16 protein-coding genes are annotated in these 16,697 nt (G+C 65.8%); 7 read left to right on the top strand and 9 right to left on the bottom strand.

The genetic code is table 11. The features are described 5' to 3' along the window. The first annotated feature begins 93 nt into the window (after positions 1–93). The 3 genes from ACZK3J_RS02425 (at position 94) to ACZK3J_RS02415 (ending at position 3,231) form a co-directional block, all read left to right on the top strand. A complete protein-coding gene (locus tag ACZK3J_RS02425) occupies positions 94–732 on the top strand; it encodes an NAD(P)-dependent oxidoreductase (RefSeq protein ID WP_100437795.1) in 639 nt (212 codons plus the stop codon). Positions 733–823: 91 nt separating this feature from the next. Continuing rightward, positions 824–1,735: an MBL fold metallo-hydrolase gene (locus ACZK3J_RS02420; protein ID WP_478476381.1), complete on the top strand. Its 912-nt coding sequence runs from the start codon at positions 824–826 to the stop codon at positions 1,733–1,735. A 254-nt stretch (positions 1,736–1,989) separates the two neighbouring features. Further along, positions 1,990–3,231, top strand: a complete 1,242-nt coding sequence (locus ACZK3J_RS02415) for a chymotrypsin family serine protease (RefSeq protein WP_478476380.1) — start codon at positions 1,990–1,992, stop codon at positions 3,229–3,231. A gap of 179 nt (positions 3,232–3,410) precedes the next feature. On the opposite strand, the gene dinB is transcribed toward ACZK3J_RS02415, so the two are convergent. Beyond that, positions 3,411–4,508 carry a DNA polymerase IV gene (dinB, locus tag ACZK3J_RS02410; RefSeq protein WP_478476379.1) on the bottom strand — a complete coding sequence of 366 codons (1,098 nt, stop codon included), beginning with the start codon at positions 4,506–4,508 and terminating at the stop codon, positions 3,411–3,413. 191 nt (positions 4,509–4,699) lie between these two features. On the opposite strand from dinB, the gene fabA reads away from it, so the two are divergent. Together fabA and fabB are read left to right on the top strand one after the other, a co-directional pair. Continuing rightward, positions 4,700–5,215 (top strand): 3-hydroxyacyl-[acyl-carrier-protein] dehydratase FabA, encoded by a 516-nt coding sequence (gene fabA / locus ACZK3J_RS02405; RefSeq protein ID WP_005407930.1) that lies wholly within the window; start codon positions 4,700–4,702, stop codon positions 5,213–5,215. Next, positions 5,215–6,423, top strand: a complete 1,209-nt coding sequence (fabB, locus tag ACZK3J_RS02400; protein WP_100437792.1) for a beta-ketoacyl-ACP synthase I — start codon at positions 5,215–5,217, stop codon at positions 6,421–6,423. Before fabA ends, fabB begins: the two co-directional genes overlap by 1 nt. A 59-nt stretch (positions 6,424–6,482) precedes the next feature. On the opposite strand, the gene ACZK3J_RS02395 is transcribed toward fabB, so the two are convergent. The 4 genes from ACZK3J_RS02395 to ACZK3J_RS02380 all read right to left on the bottom strand — a co-directional run bounded on the left by ACZK3J_RS02395 (position 6,483) and on the right by ACZK3J_RS02380 (position 10,201). Further along, positions 6,483–7,388 (bottom strand): IS110 family transposase, encoded by a 906-nt coding sequence (locus tag ACZK3J_RS02395; RefSeq protein WP_478476072.1) that lies wholly within the window; start codon positions 7,386–7,388, stop codon positions 6,483–6,485. A gap of 370 nt (positions 7,389–7,758) precedes the next feature. Then, positions 7,759–8,442, bottom strand: a complete 684-nt coding sequence (locus tag ACZK3J_RS02390; RefSeq protein ID WP_049398344.1) for an HAD family hydrolase — start codon at positions 8,440–8,442, stop codon at positions 7,759–7,761. Continuing rightward, on the bottom strand, positions 8,439–9,140 hold the full coding sequence (locus ACZK3J_RS02385) for a pseudouridine synthase (RefSeq protein ID WP_478476378.1): 702 nt from the start codon (positions 9,138–9,140) through the stop codon (positions 8,439–8,441). Before ACZK3J_RS02385 ends, ACZK3J_RS02390 begins: the two co-directional genes overlap by 4 nt. Further along, entirely contained in the window at positions 9,137–10,201 is a 1,065-nt protein-coding gene (locus ACZK3J_RS02380; RefSeq protein ID WP_478476377.1) for a class I SAM-dependent methyltransferase, read from the bottom strand. The genes ACZK3J_RS02385 and ACZK3J_RS02380 overlap by 4 nt, the downstream gene beginning before the upstream one ends. A gap of 156 nt (positions 10,202–10,357) precedes the next feature. Between ACZK3J_RS02380 and ACZK3J_RS02375 the strand changes: the two genes are divergently transcribed. Continuing rightward, complete coding sequence (locus tag ACZK3J_RS02375) at positions 10,358–10,621, top strand: hypothetical protein (RefSeq protein ID WP_005407925.1); 264 nt, start codon at positions 10,358–10,360, stop codon at positions 10,619–10,621. A gap of 160 nt (positions 10,622–10,781) precedes the next feature. On the opposite strand, the gene ACZK3J_RS02370 is transcribed toward ACZK3J_RS02375, so the two are convergent. Together ACZK3J_RS02370 and ACZK3J_RS02365 are read right to left on the bottom strand one after the other, a co-directional pair. Next, the gene (locus tag ACZK3J_RS02370) at positions 10,782–11,072 is read right to left on the bottom strand and encodes a DUF3247 family protein (RefSeq protein WP_032128738.1); all 291 of its coding nucleotides are present in this window, start codon (positions 11,070–11,072) and stop codon (positions 10,782–10,784) included. A 43-nt stretch (positions 11,073–11,115) separates the two neighbouring features. After that, positions 11,116–13,104 carry a hybrid sensor histidine kinase/response regulator gene (locus tag ACZK3J_RS02365; RefSeq protein ID WP_478476376.1) on the bottom strand — a complete coding sequence of 663 codons (1,989 nt, stop codon included), beginning with the start codon at positions 13,102–13,104 and terminating at the stop codon, positions 11,116–11,118. 244 nt (positions 13,105–13,348) lie between these two features. Between ACZK3J_RS02365 and ACZK3J_RS02360 the strand changes: the two genes are divergently transcribed. Continuing rightward, positions 13,349–13,912: a DUF3016 domain-containing protein gene (locus ACZK3J_RS02360; protein ID WP_478476375.1), complete on the top strand. Its 564-nt coding sequence runs from the start codon at positions 13,349–13,351 to the stop codon at positions 13,910–13,912. A 369-nt stretch (positions 13,913–14,281) separates the two neighbouring features. Here the strand turns inward: ACZK3J_RS02360 and alr are convergent, their stop codons facing one another. Both alr and ACZK3J_RS02350 read right to left on the bottom strand, forming a co-directional pair. Then, entirely contained in the window at positions 14,282–15,352 is a 1,071-nt protein-coding gene (alr, locus tag ACZK3J_RS02355; protein ID WP_478476374.1) for an alanine racemase, read from the bottom strand. Continuing rightward, positions 15,331–16,635 carry a D-amino acid dehydrogenase gene (locus ACZK3J_RS02350; RefSeq protein ID WP_032128742.1) on the bottom strand — a complete coding sequence of 435 codons (1,305 nt, stop codon included), beginning with the start codon at positions 16,633–16,635 and terminating at the stop codon, positions 15,331–15,333. Before ACZK3J_RS02350 ends, alr begins: the two co-directional genes overlap by 22 nt. Between the last annotated feature and the right edge of the window lie 62 nt (positions 16,636–16,697).

Raw genomic sequence — 16,697 nt, 5'->3', positions numbered from 1 at the left:
AACAAACAAGCGCGTTATACGCTGTTTTTCGAGCAACTGCAGCAGCCTAGAGTGGCCCCATTCCCACCCCACACCGCCCCACGGAGTCATGCCATGAAAATCGCCCTCGTTGGTTCCACCGGCAACATCGGCCGCCAGATCGCCCGCCACGCGCTGGCCCGCGGCCACGAACTCACTGTCATCGTGCGCAGCGCGCAGGACCTCCCGGCCGAGCTGGCCGGTGCCCATCCGGTGATCGCCTCGCTGGATGACCAGGACGCGCTGGTTGCCGCCATCACCGGCCACGACGTGCTGGCCAGTGCCTACGGCCCGCGCCCGGGCGATGACATCGGCCGCGTCGGTGAAGTGGCCGCGCAGCTGGCGGCCGCCGCACGCAAGGCCGGCGTGCCGCGCCTGGTGGTGGTCGGTGGCGCCGGCAGCCTCGAAGTCGCACCCGGCGTGCAGCTGGTCGATACCCCCACCTTCCCGGAGGCCTACAAGCCGTACGCGCTGGCCCACCGTGAGGCGTTCAACCGCCTGCAGGCAGTGGATGACCTGGACTGGACCTTCTTCTCGCCGGCCGCCGAAATCGGCCCGGGTGAAGAGCGCGGCCAGTACCGCGTGCAGCCCAAGGCGTTCCTCGCCGACGCCAGCGGCCACAGCCGCATCAGCTACGCCGACTACGGCGCCGCCTTCGTCGCCGAACTGGAGACGCACGCGTACCCGAAGCAGATCATCACCGCAGCGTATTGATCCACGCACGTCCCTTGTAGAGCCAAGCCCGCGCTCAGCTCTACGCGAACCTGCGGCCGGGCAATGGCCCGGCTCTACACAAGGAATTCCCATGCGTACCGCTGCCCTGCTGCTTCCCCTCGCCCTGGCCGCCAGCTTCACCAGTGCGCCGCTGCTGGCCGCACCGGCCACCGCGGCGCCCGCCGCAGCAACAAAATCCCAACTGCACCTGCAGACCTTCCATCCCGGCCCGCAGGCAATGTTCTCGGTGTCCTCGGTGCTGATCGAAGGCCGCCACGACGCGATCCTGGTCGATGCGCAGTTTGCTGCCAGCGACGCGCGCAAGCTGGTCGAGCTGATCCGTGCCAGCGGCAAGCAGCTGACCACGATCTACATCAGCCACGGTGATCCGGACTACTACTTCGGCCTGGCCACGCTGCAGGACGCGTTCCCGCAGGCGCGCATCGTCGCCACCGCGCAGACCGTCGCCCACATCCAGCAGACCCAGGCCGGCAAGCTGGCCTACTGGGGACCGAAGATGGGCGCCGACGTGCCGGCGCGCATCGTGGTGCCGCAGGTGCTGGACGGCGATGCCCTGCAACTGGAAGGCCAGCGCCTGCAGCTGATCGGCCTGGATGGACCCACGCCGGACCGCACGGTGCTGTGGGTGCCGTCGCTGCGCGCGATCGTCGGTGGCATTCCGGTGGTGGCCGGTGAACACGTGTGGATGGCCGACACGCAGACGCCGAAGTCGCACACCGACTGGCTGCAGACCCTGCAGCGGCTGCGGGCACTGAAGCCGAAGGTGGTGGTGCCGGGGCATTACGCGCCGGGTGCGGCGTTGGATGCCAGTGCGCTGCGCTTCACCGCGGACTACATCCGTGCGTTCGATGTTGAGGCGGCAAAGGCGAAGGACAGTGCGGCACTGGTGAAGGCGATGCAGGCGCGCTACCCGAAGCTGGCGGGCGTGGAGTCGCTGGAGTTGAGTGCGAAGGTGGCCAAGGGCGAGATGCAGTGGCCATGAAGTAGGGGATTTTCTTTTGCAGGGCTGTGCCCTGCACCTGCGGTAGTGCCGGCCGCTGGCCGGCACCCTCAACATCCCCAGCTTGCTTGATAAGTGCGACCACGTTCGACTCACCAGATCGACGACGCGCAGGTCATCGCACATTTGCCACTCCTTGCCGAACGTCAAGCCGGGACCAACATCACAGACCTGAACGTCAACAGCTGTACGATGGATTGCGTTGTTGATTGAACCGATGGAACGGAGAATTCACGATGAAGATCAGACATGCTTTGGTCAAACTACTGCTGTCCACCACCGCACTGGCCGCGCCCCCCGCGTTCTCTCAACAAGTGACGCCCTCCACCGACCCCGTTGTTCAAGCCTTTGCGCAGCATGAGGGATTGTCCACCCAAGAAGCCGACAGGCGGCTCAGACTTCGAATTGCGGCAGGGGAAGAGCTTGCGCGCATTCTGGAAGGAATGCCTGATCGCTTCGCTGGCAAGAGCTTCAGTGAGAACCCGATGATCGTGACGGTCCGCTTGACCGGGACTGAGCCAGTGCCATTCCGAACTGTGAGCACTGTCTATGGCACCATCACCTACCGCTTCACGGTCGGGGCAACTCACTCTCTGACGCAATTGAAGCAGATAGTTAAGTCAGGAAAGGTGGCAGAACTTTTCCCGGAGCATCAGGGAATCATGATCGACGGACAGCGCGGTGTGATTGTTGTGGAGCTGCCCAGCACAGATTTCGAAAAAATCTATGTCGACGAGGAAAAGAATGCGCGACGCATTCTATCCGCACCCATTGAACTAAAGAAGTCCTCAGGGCGTTCCAAGTTGCTGTCAGCGCCACAGACTCGTGCGGGTGGGAGAGCTGTTTCCAACAACTCTTACTGCACATTTGGATTTCGGGCCTATGATTCTGATGAAAAGCCCGGGTTGATTACTGCCGCACATTGCCTGCCAACCCTGCGGTACGAACCGATCCCGGGATCTGGCGACACTGCCACAGTCGTACTTGATGGAGATCCTGACCGACGACGCTTTGATGCAGGTCACGACGTGCAATGGCATCCCGTCCCCGCCTCGAGCGGTTTTGAAGCGTCTTGGATGGCCTTCACCAAATTGAATGGATTTAACACGATTGGCTACTTGGGAAAGGTCAGACCGGATCTACTGCGGGAAACTCTGGAAGGACTCCTGGTGCTCTGCCATGCGGGAACACGGACAGGCTACAGCTGCGGCACGCTCACCTCCGTGAACACAGAATCAAATACCTGCAATTCCCAAAGCTGCACGAGCGATTGGATTAGGGTGGAGGATCTAGCCGGCCCTTACGATTTGCTATGTGATGCAGGTGACAGCGGCGGACCTCTGGTTTCGGTAGATCTCGATGCTGTGGCGATAGTGACGTCTGCAAAGACCAATGGCAGCGAAATCGGAGATTGCGACTATCTGATAGGGATGTCTCTTGCGAAGGTTCACTCCGCCATAGGTGTGACTGTTCGTTGATCGCGAGAGAACCGTCACGCGCAGACCTGTACCAGCCATCATGGCTGAGCTGGGCTTGTCCTATTAAATGCCCTGGCAATCTTGTTCCGCAGGGCTTTCGAGAGATCTGCAACTGATTGAGCTGGGAGATTTGTACGGGCCCGTTTGACCGGCCAGAATCAAGGCCCTTCTTAGCCCTATCAATGATTGCCTGCGGACTCGTTCGATCCGTGCTCGAACAGTTCCCCCTGCACCACCGCCTCCTTTTCGCGGAAGCCGCCGAGCCCGACGCCGACCAGGCGGAAACGCGTCTCCGCCGGCAGGTCGACGCGGGCGCGCAGGGCCAGGGCGATGTCGCGCAGTTCTTCCATCGATTCCGGCGGGCGCTCCGGGGTGAAGCTGCGGGTGAGGATGCGGAACTGCGCGGTCTTCAGCTTCAGCACCACGGTGTGGCCGACGCGTTCGGTCTTGCGGGTGGCGTTCCAGGTCTTCTCCGCCAGCTGCACGATCGCCTCCCCCAGGTCTTCCAGCGGCAGATCCTCGGCGAAGGTGTCTTCGGAGGAAATCGACTGCACCTGCTGGTCCGGCTCCACCGGCCGCTCGTCGATGCCGCGTGCGCGGTTGTACAGGCTGCGGCCGAAACTTCCGAACGCCTCTTCCAGGTCGATCAGAGCCCACTGCCGCAGGTCGCCGCAGGTGACGATGCCGCGCGCGGCCAGCTTGCCTTCCATCACCTTGCCGACGCCGGGCACGCGGTTCACTGGCAATGGCAGCAGGAAGGCGTCCACCCGCTGCGGTGGAATCACGAACTGGCCGTCGGGCTTGCGCCAGTCCGAAGCGATCTTGGCCAGGAACTTGTTCGGCGCGATCCCGGCTGAAGCGGTCAGGTTCGTCTCCTCGCGGATCTCCGCACGGATGGTACGGGCGATGTCGGTGGCCAGTTCGATGCCACTCTTCGGCTCGGTCACGTCCAGATAGGCCTCGTCCAGCGACAGCGGCTCGACCAGGTCGGTATGGCGCAGGAAGATCGCGCGTACCTGTTGTGACACCGCCTTGTAACGCGCGAAGTCCGGCGGCACGAAGATCGCGTCCGGGCACAGGCGCTCGGCACGCACGGCAGGCATCGCCGAACGCACGCCGAACACGCGTGCCTCGTACGAGGCCGCGCACACCACCGAGCGCGCGCCGCGCCATGCCACAACCACCGGTTTGCCGCGCAGTGACGGATCGTCGCGCTGCTCCACCGACGCGTAGAACGCGTCCATGTCGACGTGGATGATCTTGCGCAGTCGGGTCATGTCAGGCGAAAAGGGCGGGGGCGTGCCGAACGGGCCACACGCCGAAGTATGGTCGTTGCACATCAACAGGATGCGCGTATTCCATTGAAAACACTACGGTTGCGTACGGTTGAAATGTTTGATCGGCGCAGTTTCCACGGGCATCCTCGAGCGCTTGTTTCCCTGTTTCCCCGCTTCCAGGATTGTGCTTCATGACCCGTCTCCACGCGTTCAACCGCGAACAGCTGCTGGCCAGCGCACGCGGTGAACTGTTCGGCACCGCCGCCGGCCGTTTGCCCAACGATCCGATGCTGATGTTCGACCGCATCACCGACATCCGCGAGGACGGCGGACCGCATGGCAAGGGCATGGTACGCGCCGAACTGGATATCCGCCCGGACCTGTGGTTCTTCGGCTGCCACTTCATCGGCGACCCGGTGATGCCCGGCTGCCTCGGCCTGGATGCCATGTGGCAGCTGACCGGCTTCTTCCTGACCTGGCTGGGCGCCCCCGGCAAGGGCCGCGCACTGGGCTGCGGCGAGGTGAAGTTCACCGGCCAGGTACTGCCGGAGGCCAAGCTGGTGCGCTACGAGATCGACATCAGCCGTGTCATCAACCGCAAGCTGGTGATGGCCCAGTCGGACGCCCGCATGTACGTGGATGACCGCGAAATCTACAGCGCGCGCGACCTGCGCGTCGGCCTGTTCACTGAAACCGGGAGCTTCTGATGCGTCGCGTCGTCATCACCGGCATGGGCATCACGTCCTGCCTCGGCAATGATCTGGATACCGTTTCGGCTGCGCTGCGCGAAGGGCGCTCGGGCATCACCGCCCTGGCCGACCACGCCGAAGCGGGCCTGCGCAGCCAGGTAGGCGGTCGCGTCGACCTCGACCTGGAGGCGCTGATCGACCGCAAGCAGAAGCGCTTCATGAGCGATGCGGCGGCCTTCGCCTACCTGTCCATGCGCGATGCGATCGCCGATGCCGGGCTCAGCCCCGAGCAGGTCAGCAACCTGCGCACCGGCCTGATCGCCGGTTCCGGCGGCGGCTCCAGCGAATGGCAGATCGGCGCAGTCGACCTGCTGCGCGAACGTGGTGTGCGCAAGGTCGGCCCGTACATGGTGCCGCGCACGATGTGCTCGACGGTCTCGGCCTGCCTGGCCACCGCCTACCAGATCAAGGGTGTCAGCTACTCGCTGTCGGCCGCCTGCGCGACCTCGGCGCACTGCATCGGCGCCGCCGCGGACATGATCCGCCATGGCGCGCAGGACATCATGTTCGCCGGTGGCGGTGAAGATCTGCACTGGTCGATGAGCGTGATGTTCGATGCGATGGGCGCGCTGTCGACCAGCTTCAACGAGACCCCGGCCAGCGCCTCGCGTCCATACGACAAGGACCGCGACGGCTTCGTCATCGCCGGTGGCGGCGGCATGCTGGTGCTGGAGGACTACGACCACGCCATTGCGCGCGGCGCGCACATCCATGCCGAGCTGATCGGTTACGGCGTGACGTCCGATGGCGCCGACATGGTCGCGCCGTCCGGTGAAGGCGCGGTGCGCTGCATGAAGATGGCGCTGCAGGGCGTCGATCGTCCGCTGGACTACCTCAACACCCACGGCACTTCCACGCCGCTGGGCGACGTCACCGAGCTCAATGCGATCCGCGAAGTGTTCGGCGATGCGGTGCCGCCGCTGTCCTCGACCAAGGCGCTGTCCGGCCATTCGCTCGGTGCGGCCAGCGTGCATGAGGCGATCTACTGCCTGCTGATGATGCGCGATGGCTTCGTTGCCGGTTCGGCCAACATCGGCGAACTGGACCCGAAGGTGGAAAGCTTCCCGATCCTGCGCGAGAGCCGCGAGCAGAAGCTGGATACCGTGATGTCCAACAGCTTTGGCTTCGGTGGCACCAACGCTGCGCTGGTGTTCGGCCGGGTGTGATGGGGCAGGTGTGCCGACCAACGGTCGGCACCCGTAGAGTCGAGATCCTATGTTCGTGGTCAAGCCTGCTGGAAGCAGGCTTGACCCACCTTCAGCATCGCCGGATCGAAGTCCCGGCCGCTTTTGAAGACACCCCAGGCGATCCTGGCCAGCTTTCTGGCCAGGATGTTGAAGACGGCGGTGCTGGGGTGACCGCGTTTTGACAGCTCGTCGTAGAGCGGTTGCCCCCGACGACACCGCTTGAGCCCCATGGCGGCCATGTAGAGCATCTGGCGCAGCACTGGCGCGCCCTGTTTGGACAGCCGACGCCGTCCCGTTCTTCCGCCAGACTCGTTAGGCCGGGGATCCAGGCCGGTGCAGGCGATCCACACGTTGGCGTTGGCCAACGGCCAGCGCGTCATGTAGTAAATCAGGTGAGCGGCGACGGCAGGGCCGACACCAGGGATGGTCAACAGGCGCTTGTAGAGCGTGCCATGCTCTCCATCGCGACCCAAGCGCTGCAGTTCGCTTTCCAGCTCGGACAGCGTCCCAGCCAGAGCGCAGAACAGATCTGACAGCTCCCCGGGGGCACTTTTGCTTACCCCGAAGGATTGCTCCAGGCGCGCGCGTGTCTTTACCAGCGTCTGCCGCTTGCGCAGCAAATCGTGCATCTGCTGCTGCTCGTCGGTACGCGGTACGTATTCACGCAGGCGATCGTTCTCCTTCTTCACGTACCGGGCGATCGCTTCGGCGTCCATGGCGTCCGTCTTGCCACGCGAGCCCGTCGCCCGGCCGTAGTGCTTGATCAGACGTGGATTGATCACATAGACAACGTGGCCTGCCTGGCCAGCCATCCGAGCCAACAACTCGTAGTACCGCCCCGTCGCCTCCATGCCAATCCGGCATCGCTGGGGCAAGGTGTTGAGCCACTGGGCTATGCCGGCCCGGGTGTTGGCGATCCTGTCGCCGGCCTTGCGGTCGGCCACTGCCGGTACGAACTCCTTGGAGTCCACGTCCACGCCAATATCGAGAGAATCAGACATTTGTACGGCTCCCAGCTATCTTTAAGGGGCTGGGGTGGTACCGCACCGACGTTAGCTTGCCTACATCGACGATCCCCTTTGGGGGCCGTACGATCCTTTATCGACGTTCGTGTGCGGGATGGGGATCGCTCGACTCGTCTGTCGGCTAGTATCCGCAGATGCATGCTTGACGGTCCCTCCACCCTGGCTCCTACATACCGCGTAGGAGCCGGGAGGAACATACAAGCTTGCTCGACTGCATTGAAAAGCGTGCCAACCAAGGTTGGCACCTACCGGGGCATTGGGTGTGCCGACCCACGGTCGGCGCCCACCGTTACCTCGGCAGCAGCGGCAGCAGCAGCGCGTGCGCGTCCACCAGCGAGCCGACGATGCGGTGGCCCAGTGCGCGCAGCTCTTCATCCGGATGCACCAGGTCCGGCACCTGGATCACGGTCATGCCTGCCGCCAGCGCTGCACGCGTGCCGGCCGGTGAGTCTTCCAGCGCCAGGCAGCGCTCGGGCACCTGGCCCAGCCGCTGCGCGGCCAGCAGGTAGATATCCGGCGCCGGCTTCGGCCGCGCCACATCACCACTGGTGATCACGGCATCGAAATACGGCAGCAGGCCGGCAGCGGCCAGCTTGCGGTTGGCCCGCGGCTGCCGCGTGGTGGTTGCCACCGCGCGCGGTACCGCGTGCGCTTTCAGCAGCTCCAGCAGCTCCAGAATGCCCGGACGCAGCGGCAGGCCGGTCTGTGTGCGTGCTTCGTACAGCTCATGGCAGCGTGCGGCCACCGCTTCGATCACGCTGTCCTCGATACCCTGCGCACGCAGCAGCGCGTGCGTGTCACGGTCACCGAGGCCGACCATGCGCAGGAACACGGTCTCGTCCAAGCCCAGCCCGAATTCGTCGGCCGCCTCGCTCCAGCAGGCCAGCGAGACCCGCTCGCTGTCGATCATCAGGCCGTCCATGTCAAAGATGACGGCGTCGGGCAGGAACGGCAGCGCAGCGATGGTGGTCATGGAGCGAACAGCGTATCCAGATCGGTGGAGGTGAGCTGCCGCCATTGCCCCTCGTCCAGTCCCCGCAGGTCCAGCCCGCCGACACGGCTGCGGTGCAGGGCCTGCACGTGGTTGCCGGTGGCGGCAAACATGCGGCGTACCTGATGGTAACGACCTTCGTGCAGCACCAGGCGCGCGTGACGCGCATCCAGCACTTCCAGTTCAGCCGGCAGCAGGGGCGTCTTCTCGGACTCCAGCATCAGCGTGCCGCTGGCGAACAACGCCACTTCGTCGCCGCGCAGGTCGTCGCTCAGTTCCACTTCGTAGACCTTGGGCAGCTTCGACTTCGGCGAGATGATCCGGTGCAGCAGGCCGCCATCGTCGGTCAGCAGCAGCAGGCCGCTGGTCTCGCGGTCAAGGCGGCCCACGGTGGACAGCACCGGATCGCGGTCGCGGAAGCGCGGCGGCAGCAGGTCGTAGATCAGCCGACCGGTGTCCTTGGTCGAACAGGTGTAGCCGGCCGGCTTGTGCAGCGCGATCGACAGCCCCACCGGCGGGTCCAGCGGCTCGCCATCGACCCGGATCGCCTCGTGCGGCACCTGGTCGTCGGCATACAGCACCTCGCCGTCGGCGTCGGTGACGCGGCCTTCGCGGAACATCCACTGCACCTGCTTGCGGCTGCCATAGCCCAGGTTGGCGATAAGCTTGACCAGCTTCACTTGCCCTTCCCCTTCACCGCTTCCACCAGCTTGAAGCCATCACGCTCGGCGATCACGCGCACCGCGCCAAAGCTTTCGTTGAGCGTGTACTCGTACGGCAGGTGGCGGTTGGCCACCACGTACAGGCGTCCGCCCGGGCGCAGCGCCTGCGCGGCCACGGCGATGAAGCGCTGGCCGATATCCGGGCGATCGGCGCGCGAGGGCGTGTGGAACGGCGGGTTGCTGATGATGACGTCGTAGCCCGGCTCGATGCCGGCGGTGACGTCCTGCCACAGGAAGCGCAGCGGCAGCGCGCGCGGCGGCGGCGCCAGGTTCAGTTCGGCCAGGGCCAGCGCACGCTGCTCGGCTTCGTACAGATCCAGCGCGGTGATCTTCGGGCAGCGCTCCAGCAGCTCGCGCGACAGGTAGCCATAGCCCGCGCCGAGGTCGGCGGCACGCCCGGCCAGGTCGGCCGGCAGGTGCTCGGCCAACAGCGCCGACGCCGGGTCGATGCGATCCCAGGCGAACACGCCTGGGCGGCTGAGGAAACGGCCGCCGACGATCGGCCGCACCGCATCCAGTGCCGACCAGCGCTTGGCCAGGTCGGCGTCATGCTGACCCTGCATCGGGGAGGTCCAGTACACGCGGCAGTGGTTCTTGGTCAGGCTGCCGCCGAGGCCGGTCAGTTGCTTGAGGTCGCCCTCGCCCGAACGTGCGCCTTCGTTGTTGGACTGGCAGGCGACGATGCGGCCGCCGTCGGCGACCAGTGCCAGCGCGCGCGCGAACAGGGCACGGGCCTCCTCGCGCTGGCGCGGCGGCAGCACCAGCACCAGCGGGTAGCGGCCCTTGCCGGCCACATCATCCAGCTGGCCGCTGACGGTCCAGCCGGCGGCCTGCTGCAGTGGCTGCGCGAACGGGGCAAAGCTCTGCTCGCAATGCACTTCGCGGTTGCCGGCCACTTCGCGCAGCGGCCAGCCGTCGCGGGCACGCAGGAAGGCCACCGGGCCCTCCGGCCAGCGCAGGGCGCCTTGGGAGAACGGCAGGAACAGGGTCTGCAGGGGGGCGTCGTCGCTGGAGGCCATCGGCGCGGGTACTTCAAGCGTGAGGGCCGTCCATTGTACCGGCTTGGCCGGGCCGGCCCCGGCGGCCGCTTTGCGAAACCCGAACGGGGCCTTGATCTGCCAGCAACATTGAAACGTTCAGGGTAGAGGTTCCCCCGGAAACCCAGGAGAACCTGCATGCGAGCCTTGTTCGTCGGTGGCGTGGTCGACAACAGTGAAATGGACCTGGAAGGCAGCCATCCGCCCGTGCATTACCCCGAGGACACCGGCGGTGGCCACTCGCGCTACCGGCTGCACCAGGTCGGCCATGGTGCCGACGGAAGCGTGGCCTATGCGGTGTACGGCGCACCGGACCTGGCCGACGACGAGGTGGCGAGGGTGGCGGAAGAACGCGCCTATGCGCGCCGGTTCGAGGCGACGCCTACGTTGTTCGAGCATTGATCCCAACAGCCACGTATGGCGTGGCTCTACTGCAACCTCTGGAAAATCCACGCTGTGCGTGGACGACATGAGGCCTGGCCGATGACGAGGTCACGCACATCCATGCGTGGCCCTTTCCAGTAGATCCACGCCATGCGTGGATGGGGTTGGCAGGTTGCCGTCAGACCCTGGGCGGCAACCTGCGGATGCTGGCGATCTCGTCCAGCCACACGTGGTGCTGCTGCACCGGCGTATCGTAGTCATCCAGGCGCAGCTGGCCGTTGCTGCCTTCGTCGCCGGCCTCGTTGCGGTATTGCTGCACCGTCGGTTTCACGGCGACGGTGCCGAGCAGTCGGCGACCATCCTGCAGGGTCAGTTCCACCTGCGTTTCGCCTTCCAGCTGCGGCAGCAGGGCTTCCAGGCGCGCGATCTGCGCCGGATCGGTATGGATGCGGGGAGCTGTACGGGACATCGGCGACCTCCTGCGTGCAGGGTCGCCGATCGGCCGTGAATGCTCAGTGCAGCGCGCTGTCCGCGCGTGGCACCTGCACTTTGCGTACCGCAGCCACCAGCTGTGCCACCGAGTACGGCTTGGCCACGTGTTCCTGGAAGCCCGACGCCAACGCTCGGCGCCGGTCATCGGCACGTGCCAGCGCGGTCACGGCAACCGCCGGCAGGGTCATCGCATCCACGCCCATGTCCTCGCGCAGCGTGCGCACCAGGCCATAGCCATCCATGCCCGGCATGCCGATGTCGGTCAGCATCACGTGGTACTGCAGGTGCCCGGTATCGGCCAGCAGCGCCAGCGCTTCACCGGCCGATCTGGCTGCCGACACGCTTGCGCCCTGCTCTTCCAGCATGCGCCGCAGGTACTCCAGCACTTCCGGCTGGTCTTCCACCGCCAGCACGTGCATGCCACGCAGCGGATACGGCTCGACGATCACCGGCTCCAGGATCGGTCCGCTGATCACTTCGCGCAGCGGCCGCCGTTCGGCATCGGGAATGTGCTGCGGCAGGCGCACGGTGAAGGTGGCGCCGTGGCCATGGCCCTCGCTGGCAGCGGTGACGGTACCGCCATGCAGTTCAACCAGCTGCTGCACGATAGCCAGGCCCAGGCCGAGGCCGCCATGGCGTCGGGTGGTGGTGCCATCGGCCTGGCGGAAGCGGCTGAACAGATGATTGAGGAATTCGGGCGCGATGCCGTCGCCGGTGTCGCGCACGGTGATCACCCAGTGGTTGCCGTCGGCCTGCAGCTGCAGATCGATGCGGCCTTCGGCCGGGGTGAACTTGATCGCATTCGACAGCAGGTTCCACAACACCTGCTGCAGGCGGGTGGCATCGCCCAGCACCAGGCTGGGCTGCTCCGGCAGCTGCAGGCTCACGTCCAGCGCCTTGCCTTCGGCGACCAGCTCCTGCGCGCCGATGGCTTCGCCCAGCAGGTCGCGCAGGTCCAGTATCTCCACCTCCAGCTGCACCTTGCCCAGCAGCATGCTGCTGAGGTCGAGCATGTCCGAGATCAGCCGCTTCTGCGCACCGGCGCTGTTGGCGATCACGTTCAGGCCCTTGTACAGCGGGCTGGTGTTGTCCACGCGCTGCAGCAGCAGCTCGCTCCAACCGAGGATGGTGGTCAGTGGCGTACGCAGTTCATGCGACAGCGTGGCCAGGAACTCGTCCTTCAGCCGTGCCATGTTCTCGGCTGCGCTGCGCGCGGCACGCTCGGACTGCAGCAGCTCCTCGCGGGCCAGTTCGATCTCGCGGCGTTCGGTCACGTCCGGGCTGCTGCCGGCCAGGCCGATGAAGCGGCCCATCCGCGAGAAGCGCGGACGCGCGTTCATCTCCAGCCAACGCCAGTCGCCATCGGCGCGTCGGGCCCGCACCAGCGCATGCATCGACCGCTGTGCCTTCAGCGCTTCCTGCAGTTCGTACTCGAACACTGACGCATCGTCCGGGTGCACCAGGCCACGCCAGACGTCTTCCGGCACGCGCGTCTCGTCGCCGCCGAAGAACTCACTGAAAGCGCTGTTGACGAAACGGGCATGGCCGCGCTCGTCGAGCACCCACACCGGCATCGGCAGACCGTCGGCCAGCGCACTGAAGCGGGCTTCGCTTTCGCCCAGCTCCACTTCCATCTGCTTGCGCGCGGTGATGTCGAAGAACAGGATGCCGACCTTGTCCTCGCCAGGACGGCCCACGCGCACCGCATCGACCGAGAACGAGCGGCCCAGTGCACGCGCTTCCATCTCGAACTGTGCCGGCCGGCCACTGCGGGCAACCTCCCCGTAGATACGGAACCAGTCCTCCTCGTGGCCCGGTTCCAGCGCCGTCATGCGCTGGCCACGCGCATCCTTCAGGCCGGTGTGGCGCTCGAACGCATCGTTGACCTCGATGAAACGGTAGTCCACGGCGCGATCACCCTCGAACAGCACCTGGATCACGCAGAAACCGGCGTTGATGCGCTCAAGCACGCCATGATGCAGGTCGGGTTCGGGCGCTGGCACCATCATCGGTGGGCGCTCCACAAGGGGCGGCAGTGTGGACAAGGGCGTCTGTGCAGGCCGGATTGGAGGCACAGCATCTTCCAAAGCGCGTATTCACAGCGTCAAGCGCCGTCAGTCATGGTTGACGACGATGAATTGGCGGCAACCACTCTTGCGCATGACGCAATCTGCCATTGCGGCGGCCCGGCCGCAGGATCACACTCGATCTGTGATCAACATCGTTCCCATCGCGGGGACGCAGGAGACCGTCATGAAACGCTCACTCGCGATTGCCCTGCTGGCAGGCGCCCTGGTGGCGGGCGGCGCCGCCGCTGCACCGCGCATCGTGACCGATGCGGACGCGCCACGTGCGTTGCAGGCCGATGGCCCGGTCAGCGTGAAATGGGAGGACCCGGCCAAATTCACCGAGATCCGCCAGAGCACCAACCGCTTCGAGGCCGAGCGTGGCGACTGGGTACAGCAACTGGCACGCTACCTGCAGACCACCGCCGCCAAGCCGCTGCAGCCTGGGCAGACCCTCGATGTGACCCTGGTCGACATCAAGCGCGCCGGTGACTACGAGCCGTGGCATGGCCCGCGTGGCCGCGACATCCGGATCATGCGTGACATCTACCCGCCGCGGATCAGCCTGCAGTACACGTTGAAGGACGCCAGCGGCCGTATCGTCAGCGAGGGCGATGCGCGCCTCAGCGATACCGGCTACCTGCACAACCAGGGGCTGAAGAGCGACAGTGATCCGCTGCGCTACGAGAAGCGCCTGATCGATGACTGGGTGAAGCGGCAGCTGGCCAGCCAGGCCACCGCCGCACGATGATCCCGGGCGGCGCGACTCACCGGTAGGTGTCGACCTTGGTCGACACGCATTCAAAGCGCTGACCAAGGTCGGCCGCTACCAGTGCCGAGCGCGCCGACCAGTGCCTACCGGTAGGTGTCGACCTTGGTCGACACGCATTCAGAGCGCCGACCAAGGTCGGCCGCTACCAGAGCCGTGTGCGCCGACCGGTCCCTACCGGTAGGTGTCGACCTTGGTCGACACGCATTCAGAGCGCCGACCAAGGTCGGCCGCTACCAGAGCCGTGCGCGCCGACCGGTCCCTACCGGTAGGTGTCGACCTTGGTCGACACGCATTCAAAGCGCCGACCAAGGTCGGCCGCTACCAGAGCCGTGCACGGCCAGTGCTCGCTCAGTCCTGATAGACCTTCGCCACGCGCTTGACCGCGCAGGGCAGCTGGTACGCACTCACGCCGCAGCGCGGCGCCAGTTCCGAAAGCGTCGGCGCAGAACCCCACAGTTCCACCACGCTGCCGATGCCGGCCTGCGCGTGCGCGGTCAGGTCCACGGTCAGCATGTCCATCGACACGCGCCCGATCAGGGCACCGGGCTGACCATCGATCAGCACCGGGGTTCCATTCGGAGCGAACTGCGGATAACCGTCGGCATAGCCGAGCGCGACCACACCCACGCGGGTGCGCGCCTTGGCCACGAAGCGTGCGCCATAACCCACCGGCTCACCGGCCTCGATCCAGCGTTCGGCGATCACCTTCGACTGCATCGTCATCACCGGGCGCAGGCGCTCGGTCAGTACGGTGTTGTCAGGCAGCGGATTGGCGCCGTACAGCATCAGGCCCGGGCGCACCCAGTCGCTGCGTACATCCGGCCAGCCCAGCAGCGCCGGCGAGTTGCACACACTGGTCTCGCCATCGAGGCCGTCGATGGCCCGCGCGAACGTCGCCGCCTGCTCGTGGGTGCGTTCGCTGTCCAGCTCGTCGGCACGCGCCAGGTGGGTCATCAGCACGATGCGTTCGACCTGCGGCAGCGCCGACAGGCGTGCATGCGCGGCGCGGAAGCTGTCCACCTCCAGGCCGAGGCGATGCATGCCGCTGTCCAGCTTCAGCCACACCGTCAACGGACGCGGACTGTCGAAGGCAGCGACGGCTTCCAGTTGCCACGGCGAACCGACGGCGAACCAGAAATCATGCTCGGCCACCAGCGCCATGTCGCTGGGCTCGAAGATGCCTTCCAGCAGCAGGATCGGCGCACAGATGCCGGCCTGGCGCAGTTCCAGCGCCTCTTCGATGGTAGCCACGCCGAAACCATCGGCCTCGCCTTCCAGTGCCTGCGCACAGCGCACTGCGCCGTGGCCATAGGCATCGGCCTTGATGATCGCCAGGGCCTTGCCACCGCCCAGTTCACGGGCGAGCCGGTAGTTGCTGCGCAGGGCGCCCAGATCGATCAGCGCGCGGGCAGGACGCATGTGCGGTTCTCTTGTTGCGGCGCGTGACCGTACTGGCCGTAGCGGAAAATATCCAGGCCTTCGGTGCTGATCTGCGGCTGGCGCGCGCTCATCAGGTCGGCCAGGTAGCGGCCCGAGCCGCAGGCCATGGTCCAGCCCAGCGTGCCGTGCCCAGTGTTGAGGTACAGGTTGCGGAACGGCGTGGCGCCGATCACCGGCGTACCGTCCGGCGTGGCCGGGCGCAGGCCGGTCCAGAACTGCGCGCGCGACAGGTCACCGCCCTTCGGGTAGAGATCGCTGACCACCAGCTCCAGGGTTTCGCGACGGCGCTGCGACAGCGACAGGTCGAAGCCGGCCACTTCGGCCATGCCACCGACGCGGATGCGGTCGTCAAAACGGGTGACCGCCACCTTGTAGCTCTCATCGAGGATGGTCGAGGTCGGCGCCATCGCCGGGTCAGTGATCGGCAAGGTCAGCGAGTAACCCTTCAGCGGATACACCGGCAGGCGCATGCCCAGCGATGCGACCAGCGCCGGCGAATAGCTGCCGAGTGCGACCACGAAGCGGTCGGCGGTTTCCAGCTTGCCATCGATGCGTACGCCGGTGATGCGATCGCCATCGAACTCCAGGCCGGTGATGTCCTGGTCGAAACGGAACTCGACACCGGCATCCACGCACATCTGCGCCAGGCGGCGGGTGAACAGCTGGCAGTCGCCGGTCTGGTCACGCGGCAGGCGCAGCGCGCCGACCAGGCCATCGACATGGGCCAGGGCCGGTTCGGCCTGGATGATGCCGGCGCGGTCCAGTACCTCGTACGGCACGCCGTACTGGGCCAGGATCTCGATGTCCTGCGCTGAGGCATCCAGCTGCTGCTGGGTGCGGAACAGCTGGGTGGTGCCCAGGTCGCGGCCTTCGAACTCGATGCCGATCTGCGCGCGCAGCTCGTTCAGGCAGTCGCGGCTGTACTCGGACATGCGCACCATGCGCGCCTTGTTGATCGCGTAGCGCTCGTGGGTGCAGTTGCGCAGCATCTGCCACAGCCAGCGGTACTGGGCCAGGTCCATGCCCGGCTTGATCGCCAGCGGCGCATGCTTCTCGAACAGCCAACCGATGGCCTTCTTCGGCACGCCCGGGGCGGCCCATGGCGAGGTGTAGCCGAACGACAGCTGGCCGGCATTGGCGAAGCTGGTTTCCAGCGCCGGGCCGGGTTGGCGGTCGATGACCGTGACTTCAAACCCGGCCTGTCGCAGGTACCAGGCACTGGTGGTGCCGATCACGCCGCTGCCGAGAACTAGGACTCGCATGGGACTTCTCCAACCCGATCATTCCCTGCACTGGAGCGTGCCGGGACCATAATTGGGGAAGT

It is taken from the genome of Stenotrophomonas sp. 86428_Sma, assembly GCF_056481585.1.
The sequence above is the reverse complement of the archived record's forward strand: the minus strand, read 5'-3'. Positions and strand labels throughout refer to the sequence as shown.